At 70.3% G+C, this 8,843-nt stretch carries 10 protein-coding genes; 4 read left to right on the top strand and 6 right to left on the bottom strand.

The window, feature by feature from the left end; translation table 11 throughout:
* Window positions 1-1,408, top strand: a 1,408-nt coding sequence (locus E1298_RS40015) for an AI-2E family transporter (RefSeq protein WP_243726114.1), incomplete at its 5' end; no start/stop codon positions are given.
* A 28-nt stretch (window positions 1,409-1,436) separates the two neighbouring features.
* On the opposite strand, the gene E1298_RS40010 is transcribed toward E1298_RS40015, so the two are convergent.
* The 4 genes from E1298_RS40010 to E1298_RS39995 form a co-directional block, all read right to left on the bottom strand.
* On the bottom strand, window positions 1,437-2,228 hold the full coding sequence (locus E1298_RS40010) for an alpha/beta fold hydrolase (protein ID WP_131902601.1): 792 nt from the start codon (window positions 2,226-2,228) through the stop codon (window positions 1,437-1,439).
* A 110-nt stretch (window positions 2,229-2,338) separates the two neighbouring features.
* Window positions 2,339-3,061, bottom strand: a complete 723-nt coding sequence (locus E1298_RS40005) for an alpha/beta hydrolase (protein WP_131902600.1) — start codon at window positions 3,059-3,061, stop codon at window positions 2,339-2,341.
* Window positions 3,062-3,098: 37 nt separating this feature from the next.
* Entirely contained in the window at window positions 3,099-3,413 is a 315-nt protein-coding gene (locus tag E1298_RS40000; RefSeq protein WP_131902599.1) for an ATP/GTP-binding protein, read from the bottom strand.
* Window positions 3,414-3,454: 41 nt separating this feature from the next.
* Entirely contained in the window at window positions 3,455-5,026 is a 1,572-nt protein-coding gene (locus E1298_RS39995; protein WP_131902598.1) for a 3-hydroxyacyl-CoA dehydrogenase family protein, read from the bottom strand.
* Window positions 5,027-5,081: 55 nt separating this feature from the next.
* On the opposite strand from E1298_RS39995, the gene E1298_RS39990 reads away from it, so the two are divergent.
* A complete protein-coding gene (locus E1298_RS39990; RefSeq protein ID WP_131902597.1) occupies window positions 5,082-6,080 on the top strand; it encodes an LLM class flavin-dependent oxidoreductase in 999 nt (332 codons plus the stop codon).
* A gap of 20 nt (window positions 6,081-6,100) precedes the next feature.
* Here the strand turns inward: E1298_RS39990 and E1298_RS39985 are convergent, their stop codons facing one another.
* Together E1298_RS39985 and E1298_RS39980 are read right to left on the bottom strand one after the other, a co-directional pair.
* Window positions 6,101-6,367 (bottom strand): hypothetical protein, encoded by a 267-nt coding sequence (locus E1298_RS39985; protein ID WP_131902596.1) that lies wholly within the window; start codon window positions 6,365-6,367, stop codon window positions 6,101-6,103.
* A 3-nt stretch (window positions 6,368-6,370) separates the two neighbouring features.
* On the bottom strand, window positions 6,371-6,805 hold the full coding sequence (locus E1298_RS39980) for an ATP-binding protein (RefSeq protein ID WP_131902595.1): 435 nt from the start codon (window positions 6,803-6,805) through the stop codon (window positions 6,371-6,373).
* A gap of 235 nt (window positions 6,806-7,040) precedes the next feature.
* Between E1298_RS39980 and E1298_RS39975 the strand changes: the two genes are divergently transcribed.
* Together E1298_RS39975 and E1298_RS39970 are read left to right on the top strand one after the other, a co-directional pair.
* The gene (locus E1298_RS39975) at window positions 7,041-8,300 is read left to right on the top strand and encodes a helix-turn-helix domain-containing protein (RefSeq protein ID WP_131902594.1); all 1,260 of its coding nucleotides are present in this window, start codon (window positions 7,041-7,043) and stop codon (window positions 8,298-8,300) included.
* A gap of 73 nt (window positions 8,301-8,373) precedes the next feature.
* Complete coding sequence (locus tag E1298_RS39970; RefSeq protein WP_131902593.1) at window positions 8,374-8,718, top strand: hypothetical protein; 345 nt, start codon at window positions 8,374-8,376, stop codon at window positions 8,716-8,718.
* Window positions 8,719-8,843: the final 125 nt, after the last annotated feature.

Below are 8,843 nucleotides of genomic sequence, written 5' to 3'. Positions count from 1 at the left end.
GGTCTGGGGCGTCGCCGCACCCCCGGACGACAACACCCCGGACGACGACGCGCCAGACGACGACGCGCCAGGCGGCGACGCCCCAGACCACAACGCCCTAGACAACGACGCGCCGGGCGGCTCCCCGAACGGCGCAGCCCCGGACGACGCGGCCCTGCCCAGCGGCGCCCTTGATCCGGACGAGGTCGAGAAGGCCGAGAAGGCCATCGGGGAACGCGACCCGGCCACCGGCGGCCCGGTCGAGCGGCCGCTGCCCGCGACCTCCGCCGAGCCCGTGCCACCCGAGCCGGGCGCCCCGGACCCGGCCCACGACATCGAGCAGCGCAAGCGCGAGGCGGGCGTCGACCACCGGTTCCCGTTCGGGCGGCCCGGCGAGCCGCTCGGCCGGGCGCACCCCTTCATCTTCGGGTTCACCGCCGCCCTCGGCGTGATCACCGCCTGGATGCTGGTGAAGGCCGCCACGAACGCCAAGTCGGTCATCGTGATGATCGTCGTGGCGATGTTCCTCGCGGTCGGCCTCAACCCGGCGGTGGAGCGGCTCCGCAGGTTCGGGCTGCCCCGCGGCCTCGCGGTCGGCGCGGTGTTCCTGGCGGTCATCGCGTTCTTCGCGGGCTTCGTCGCCTCGCTGGTGCAACCCGTCTCCGAGCAGGTCACCGAGCTCCGCAAGAACATCCCCAACTACGTCACGCAGCTCCAGGACAACAAGCGGCTCGCCGACTGGGACAAGCGGTACGGGCTCCTGGACCGCGCGGAGAAGGCCGTCAACAGCAAGGGCTTCCAGGACAGCCTCACCGACACCGCCACCGGGCTCGGCAAGGTCGCGGTCAACGGCATCTTCCAGACCATCACCATCCTGATCCTCACGCTCTACTTCCTGGGCTCGCTGCCGCAGATCAAGACGTTCTTCTACCAGCTCGCGCCGCGCTCGCGGCGGGCGCGGGTCGCCCTGCTCGGGGACGAGATCCTCGACCGGATCGGCGGGTACGTCGCGGGGCAGTTCACGATCGCGTTCATCGCGGGCGTCACCTCGTACATCTTCCTGACGATCATGGGCGTGAAGTACGCCATCGCGCTGGCGCTGATCGTCGCGGTGACCGACCTGATCCCGCTGGTGGGCGCGACGATCGGCGCGGTGGTCGTGTGCCTGGTCGCCTTCCTCACCGGGACGACGACGGACGGCGTGATCTGCATCGTCTTCTACGTCATCTACCAGCAGGTGGAGAACTACCTCGTCTATCCGCGCGTCATGAAACGGACGGTCGACGTCCAGCCGGCGGTGACCATCGTGGCGGCGCTCATCGGCGCGGCGCTGCTGGGCGTGGTGGGCGCGCTGTTGGCGATCCCGACGGCGGCGGCGATCTCACTGATCATCCGCGAGGTCCTCATGCCCCGCCAGGAAACCATGTAGCCGGGGTCGCGGAACATCCTGGCCCCGGTCAGTGGCTCGTGCGGGCGAGCGCGGCGGCGAACTCGGCCACGGCCTGGTTGAACAGGTCGGGCTGCTCCACCGCGCTCAGGTGCCCGGCCCGCGGGATGACCAGGAGCTCGGCGTTGGGCAGCGCCTCGACCATGGCGCGGGCCTCCTCCTCGGTGGCCAGGACGTCCTCGTCCCCCACCATGACGAGGGCGGGCACCTTGAGGCCGCGGAGGGTGCCGAAGGAGTCGGCGCGGCCCGCCATGGCGCGCTGCGCCCACGCGGCCGCCTGCGGCGGGGTGGCCTGGACGAGGCCGCGTACCCGCCCGTAGACCAGGGCGCGCCGCTGGAGCGTCGTCGGCCCGACGAGGTTCGGCAGGACGTCGTCCACCAGGACCTGGACGCCCTCCTCCCCCTCCAGCCGCTCTGCCTGCCGCAGCCGGGCCTCCCGGACGGGGCCGGAGTCGGCGGTGGCGCGCGTGCCGGCCAGGACGGCGCCGAGGACGAGGCCGGGATGGCGGCGGCACAGCGCCATCGCCACGTACCCGCCCATGGACAGCCCGCCGACCACGGCCCGCCGGACGCCGATGCGCTGGAAGAGGCGGGCCACGTCGTCGGCCATCACATCGATCGAGGGGTCTTCGGGCCCGAGCAGCGAGCCGCCGAAGCCCCGCAGGTCAGGGGTGATAACGCGGAACCGGGCGGCGAGCCCTTCGCGCTGCGCGAGCCACATCGCCGAGGAGAGCGGGAAGGCGTGCAGCAGTACGAGCGGCGTGCCCGTCCCGACGTCTCTTGCGTAGAGCTGCACGGTCATTGCGTCCTCACGTCGACGTCCCCAGCACGTCACCGTCACACGACGGCTACGCAATCGTCACCCCGATCGGTGCCGGGTGGACACGTGTGGCCGTGATCGGACGCGTGAGTTTAGCTACCGGGCCCGTCCCATTCGGTGGGCAGCGGGTACGCATCCGGCGCGACATGCCGGACGATCTCGTTCAGCACGACGCGGACGTACGGCTCGCCCACCCACAGGTGCTTGGCGCCCTCCACGGCGATGACCTCGGCCTGCGGGACGCGCTTGAACCGCTCGCGGGCTTCCGCCGGACGCAGGTAGTCGTCGAACTCGGGCACGAGCGCCACGACCGGCCGCCCGTCGGCGCCCCAGGCGTCCAGGTCGGCGTCCGTCGCGCGGCGCACCGGCGGGGACAGCAGGATCGCGCCCTCGACGAGCGGGTCGCGGCCCCACCGCAGCGCCAGCTCGGTGCCGAACGACCAGCCGAGCAGCCACGGCCGTGGCAGGTCGTGGTACTCGGTGTACTCCAGCGCCGCCGCGACGTCGAACCGCTCGGTCTCGCCGTCGCCGAACTCGCCCTGGCTGGTGCCGCGCGCCGAGGTCGTCCCGCGGGTGTTGAACCGCAGGACGGCCAGATCGGCGAGCGCGGGCAGCCGGTAGGACGCCTTGCGCTGGACGTGGCTGTCCATCATGCCCTCGGCCGTGGGCAGCGGGTGCAGGCAGACCAGGGTCGCCACGGGCGGGCGATCGGGGGGCAGCGCGAGCTCGCCCACCAGTTCCAGGCCGTCCGAGGTGTGCAGCGTGATCTCCTCGCGCCGCGCCAGCAGCACGGACGCCGCCCTGATCTCCGCCATCGCTCTCCTCCTGGTCGTTCGGTCCCGCGCGCGACGATCAGTAGCGCGGGGCGTTGCGTGAGCGCTGGACGCGCGGCGCGCGCCGGTCCCTGGCCTGCCAGCACGGGCGGTGCCAGTGCCGGCGGTCGTCCGCGTCGCCCCGCCCGTCCGCGGGCCAGGCGACGACGTGGGCGACGCCGCGCGGGATCTCCTGGTCGCAGCCGGGGCAGCGGTAGGCCTTGGTCGCGTTCATCCCGGCGACCGCCCGGACGATCCAGTCGCCGTCCGGACCCTCCTCGGTGTCCTGAGCCCACGAACCGCCGCCCTGCGGGGGACGGCCGGGGACGGCGCGGCGGTTCTTGCGGGGGCTCATGGCTTCCAGGATATGGGCGGGCACGCGGTGTGGCGGCGAGGTCAGCGCAGTGCGCGTCCGGCCGTGACGTGCTCCTCCAGCAGCGGCGCCGGGGACAGGGCCGGCTCGCGGCTCTCGGCGTACAGGGCGCGCAGGACGGCGACCGCCCGGTCCAGGCCGAGGCGGTCGAGGTCGGCGATCGGCCCGGTCGGATAGCCGCAGCCGAGCGTCATCGCGGCGTCGATCGAGTCGGCGTCGGCGTATCCGGCGCCGAGCATCGCCGCCGCGTCGTTCAGATACGGGAAGCGCAGCGCGTCCACGATGTATCCGGCACGGTCGCGGCAGCGGACGGTGGTGAGGCCGAGCCGTCCGGCCAGCGCGGCGGCCCGGTCGGCGACTCCCGGGCCGGTCGCGACCGTGGCGGCGATCTCGGCGAGCGTGCCGTCCGCCTCGGGCAGGTGCAGGCCGACGACGTCCGCGGGCCGTCCGGTGGCCATCGCCTGCTCGATCACCGGGGCGGCCGCGGATGTGGTGGCGAGCACCGCGCCCTGCCGGGCCGTCCCGGCGGCGGCCGCGAGCAGCGAGCGCCCGGCCTCGGCGTCCTGCGCGGCCTCGATGATCAGGTCGCAGTCGCCGAGGTCGGCGGCGGCCGTCCTGACCCGGCTGCCCGCGCGGTCGCAGAGCGCGGCGACCGCGTCGGCGAGCGGGCCGGTGCCGAGGACGCCCACGACCGGCTGCGGGACGTCGGCCTCGTCCACGGTTTCGTCCCGCGCGCCGCCGTAGGCGTAGAACCCACGGCCGGTCTTGCGGCCCAGCAGCCCGGCGGTGACCAGCTCCCGCAGCACCGGCGACGGCGCGTGCCGCCGGTCGCGCGACTCGGCGTACACGGCCTCCAGCACCTCAAGGCAGGTGTCGAGGCCGATCAGGTCCATGAGCGTGAACGGGCCCATCGGCAGCCCGGCGCCCGCCTTCATCGCGGTGTCGATGTCGTCGCGGGTGGCGTGCCCGGACTCCAGCATGTTCGCGGCCTGGTTGAGGTAGCCGAACAGCAGCCGGTTGGCGACGAACCCGGCGCGGTCGCCGATCGTCACCGGGGTCTTGCCGAGCCCCGTGACCAGGGCCGCGACGCGCTCCACCGCCTCGGGCTCGGTGAGCACCGTCCGGATGACCTCGACCAGCTTCATCACCGGCGCCGGGTTGAAGAAGTGCACCCCGACGATCTTGGTGGGACGGCCCGTGGTGACGGCGATGTCGGTGACCGACAGGGAGGAGGTGTTCGTGGCGAGGACGGCGTCGTCCCGGCAGACCCGGTCCAGCTCGGCGAACACGCGGCGCTTCAGCTCCAGCCGCTCCGGGACCGCCTCGATGACCAGGCCGCAGTCGCCCAGGTCGGCGAAGTCGACCGACAGGGCCACCCGGCCGAGGATCTCCCGCTGCGCGTCCTCGGACAGCCGCCCGCGCTTGACCGCCCGTCCGGTCGAGCCCTCCAGGTGCCCGCGCCCGCGCTCCAGCGCGTCCTGGTCCACCTCGATGCCGACGACCGCCAGGCCGCCCCGCGCCAGCACCTCGGCGATGCCCGCGCCCATCGTCCCCAGCCCGACGACCCCGACCCTGCTGAACGAACCACCAGTCATGCACGGCAGTCTCCCAGAGCGCTCGGGCACCCGGAATGCCGGGTACGACCGGGACGTGCGCTTCGGAATCTTCCTCCTCGCGGCCCGCCTCCCCGGCCAGGACGACGCCGTCGCCCTGTCCCGGACCGTGGAGGCCGCCATCGCCGCCGAACAGGCCGGGTTCGACGACGTCTGGCTGGCCGAACACCACTTCATGTCGTACGGCGTCGTCCCGTCCGCGACCGTCCTGGCGGGTCACGTCCTCGGCCTTACCCACCGAATCCATGTCGGCACGGCGGTCAGCGTGCTGTCCAACCAGCACCCGGTGGCCCTCGCCGAGCAGGCGGCCATGCTGACGCTGCTGTCCGAGGGCCGGTTCCGGCTCGGCGTAGGACGCGGCGGCCCGTGGCGTGACCTGGAGGTCTTCGGGACGGGCCTCCCCCGCTACGAACACGGTTTCGCCGAATCCCTCGACCTCCTCCTGTCCTGGCTGAACTCCGACCGGCTGGCCTGGTCGGGAGAGCACTTCCAGTTCCGCGAAGTCCCGGTCGTCCCGCGCGCGCTTGCCCCGCCGCCAATCGCCGTGGCCTGCACGTCCCCCGCGACGGAAGTCCTGGCGGCGGAACGGAATCTGCCCATGCTCCTCGGAATGCACATAGGGCCCGACGAGAAAGCCGCCGCTGTCACCCGCCACGGCGTACCGGACGCCCCGCACATCTCCACCCACCTCGCCCAGGTGGCCGACACGCGAGAAGAGGCCGTCAGAACGCTCATGCAAGAGATGCCGCGCTGGCTCGGCCCCGGCCTGGAGGGCTACGTACCCGTGGACGACCGTCCGCGCCCGCCACGCGACCCCATCGGCTACACCCGCCGAATGTGCGACCTGCATCCGGTCGGCTCACCAGACGACTGCGTGGAATCCATCGTCACGACCGTCGAACGCACCGGAATCCGCCACCTCATCCTCCTCGTCGAGGCCGCCGGCTCCCGTACCGCCACCCTGGAGAACATCGCCCGCTTGGGCGCCGAGGTCCTCCCGAAGGCCCGCACCGCGGCAGGCCCCCGCCCCTTTTGACGCGGGACGGGGGGCCGCCCCTATTCGCCGGACAGGGAAAGAAGCGGCGCCGGGTTCTTGAACACGTGCAATGACGTGTAATCACCCGATTCCAGGAGGGTGGCGATATCCCTCGCGATGTGGGCATGGGCCTGCGCGAGATGCTTGCGCTTGGCGGCCTGGATCTCCCGGGCGAAGTAGACACCGGTGCGATCCGTCCATGAGATGACCGCGATGGTCGTCGGCTCCATGGTCACCGGCATGAACGATACCGCACCACGCTCTGGCATTTCGGATTTCTTACTCATGGATCACCTTTCCAGCTCGAACCACGTCATGCGACCGTCGCCATCGAGACGATCGCCCCAATCGGCCGACAGGGCGTCAACGATGAACAGCCCGCGCCCGGTCTCGGCATCTGAGTTCGGCGTGTCGGCATGCAAGGCGCCGCCCTGGTTCCGCGGGCCCGGGTCGGTGACCTCGACGCGGATCCGATACCTCAACAAGATCAGCCGGATCTTCACCGCGTCGCCCCGCGTCCCGTGGGCCGCGTGCACGACGGAGTTCGCCACGATTTCCGACGCGCACGAGACGATATCGTTCCGCGTCTCCGTGGCCATGAACAACGGAAAGGCGATCTTCTCTTCGAGCCGCTCGATGATCCACGCCCGGACCCGGCCGACGTTGGCGGCGTCCTGCGAGATCCCCATGAGCCCGAAGCACGTGCCGCCCGTCACGGTCACCATGCGGACCGCCTTCCCGCGCGCATTCGGGTGATTACCTGCGGGGACGCTGCATTGCCCATTGGCCGCGCTCCATCATGGTCAGGCCCGGGGCTCTGATGTTCATGCACGAGCCGGGGCCGCTTTTTCGTTTCGCCACCATGTAAAGCACCCACGGGTTAGCGTGAGCGTAGGAGATTGTTGGCAACGAAAACGGACGCAACGTTAAATGCGTCGCATGCCCTAGATAGGGGGAAGTATGGCCACCCTTGCTGATGTACTACGCGATGCGATAGCCGACCGCAACATGAGCCTCCGGGCGGTCGCTCGGGCCGCCCCCTGCGACCCCGGGCACCTGTCGCACATCGCCCGCGGTCACTACCCGCCGTCCAAGAGCCTCGCACGGGCCCTCGAACGCGTCCTCGGCATCCCCGGCCGGCTGACCCCCTTCCTGGCAAGCGAGGAAGCGGCGGAGGAGGCTACCGTCGAAGGGGACAACCCCGGCGAAACGGACGCAGATGTGAGACGCCGTCAAGTCATTCGAATGCTCACCACACTGGGAATCAGCGGTGCGGTGAGCGGGACCAGCGAGTCCGTGCGTCAACTCCTCGCCCAGCTCCTCGACAGCGAATCCCGCGACCTCGATGCCTGGCACCTGACCATCTCTGACCACCTGTACGCCCTCCGCACCCGCCCAGCCGCGTCAGCCCGCGAGGGACTGGTGATCGACCTGCTCGCCATCGAGCAGCAACTCAGGATCGCGTCCGCCTCGAAATCAATCGAGCTACAGCGGGTCATCGCCGCACTCTCGATGATCCACGCGAACGTGCTGACCCGCCTCGGCGAACACGGTGAGTCCATTCACTGGTCCCGCACCGCGAACGCGGCCGCCGACGCCTCCGGCGACCTTGAACTCGGACTGCTCACCCGTGCCATGGAGGCGAGCCTTGGGCTGTACGGCCAGCGCGACCCTGTGACAGTCCTCCAACTCACCATAAATGCACAGCAGAACAGCGGGAAAGCTCTGTCGATCGGTCGCGCGCGGATCGACCTTGCACATACAAAAGCGCTGTCAATGCTCGGCAGGCACGAAGAGGCAAAGCGATGCCTGCAGCCTTTGCTCACCTCCGCTCCACCCCCTGCGAATACGGGAATCATGCCCACCTTGCACAGAAATCATCAAGCGGTATGGTTCGCGGAAAGCTGGGTGCGCTCCTACGCTGGCGAAGAAGCACACGCCGACCATGCGCGCGACCAAGTGCTCTCCACCAATCCCTCTCACGAATATTACGCGAAGGTTCGCTTGCACGAGGCGCTGTGCGCCACCGTCAACGGGGCCATCGGCCGGGGAATCGGCCGGGCCATCGAAATCTTCGACGAGCTGCCCCCCGCCCACCGAACCCAGATGATCATCGAGACCGGCGAGGAGATACTGCGGGCCGTTCCTCTCGATCTCCGGGGCCGCCCCGTCGTGCGCGACCTACGCGCGATCATGAATGGTGCCGCCCCGCTTACCTGAACACCCAGTTCCACGAGCCTCGCAGCGGGCTACCGTTGAGTGAGGACGAAGCCTTCACGGAACGGACGAGGACGTGAAACGTCGTCAAGTCGTTCAGTTGCTCGCAACATTAGGAATCAGCGCTGTAGGCACGCCCCACGAGCCCGTGCGCCAACTCCTGGCGCAGAGCCTCGAAAGCGGATACCGCGACCTCAATGCCTGGCACCTGACCATCTCTGATCATCTACACGCCCTGCGCACCCGCCCACCGACGACGGTACGCGAGGGCCTGGCCGTTGACCTTTTCGCCGTCAAACGACAACAAGAAACTGCGTCCGTTCCGGAAACGACCGAGCTGCATCGGGTCATCGCCGCGCTCGCAATGATCCAAGCGAACGCGTCGACGCGGCTCGGGCAGCACGGCACGTCAATCCACTGAGGTCTTTCCAACCTCAGTTGGCGTGATGGTGCAGGGCGAGGATCGCCTGGACGATCGCGGTCAGGCGGCTTGGTGAGCAGCGAGCCTTCCGCAGGATGCACCAGCTCTTGAGGGTGGCGGCGCCC

Source organism: Actinomadura rubrisoli (genome assembly GCF_004349215.1).
Taxonomy (GTDB): domain Bacteria; phylum Actinomycetota; class Actinomycetes; order Streptosporangiales; family Streptosporangiaceae; genus Spirillospora; species Spirillospora rubrisoli.
The sequence above is the reverse complement of the archived record's forward strand: the minus strand, read 5'-3'. Positions and strand labels throughout refer to the sequence as shown.